Annotated in this window: 1 protein-coding gene; it reads right to left on the reverse strand. The window is 43.9% G+C overall.

The genetic code is table 11. The features are described 5' to 3' along the window. The coding region (locus ASJ80_RS08515) for an LLM class flavin-dependent oxidoreductase (RefSeq protein ID WP_143747727.1) at nt 1–524 on the reverse strand (524 nt) is incomplete at both ends.

A 524-nucleotide genomic window follows, 5' to 3' on the forward strand; every position in this document is an offset into this window, starting at 1 on the left:
TAGAATGAGCTAATTACGTCTCCAAGTAATTTTATGGATTTTTCTTTGTCAGGTCCAATTGGGGAACCTGCAACATACTGGGTTACGCCCATTTCTCCGAGAGCTTCGATTTTTGGTATGAAGTCATCAGGAGTTCCACAAACAGAGAACGCGTTCATTAAGTCATCAGTTACAGCTCCGATTGCTCCACCGAAGTCTCCTTTACTTAAGAATTCTCCGAATTTAGCACCAGTGTCTGCAGGTAGGCCGTGTCTTTCGAATACTGGTGGTGGTGAACCAGCAGCAATGAAAGCAACAACAATTTTTGCTGCGCCTGTAGCTTTACCAGCGTCGTCATCAATAGAACAGCAGGTGTATGCTGCTACATCTACGTCGCTTATACTTTTACCAGCAGCTTCTGCTCCTTCTTTTATGAGAGGAACTGCAGCTTCAAAGTCTTTTGGGTTTGATGCATTGATTAATGCACCGTCAGATACTTCACCAGCGGTTTTAAGCATCATAGGACCTTGTGCACCCATGTAAAT

It is taken from the genome of Methanobacterium bryantii, assembly GCF_002287175.1.
Lineage (GTDB): Archaea > Methanobacteriota > Methanobacteria > Methanobacteriales > Methanobacteriaceae > Methanobacterium_D > Methanobacterium_D bryantii.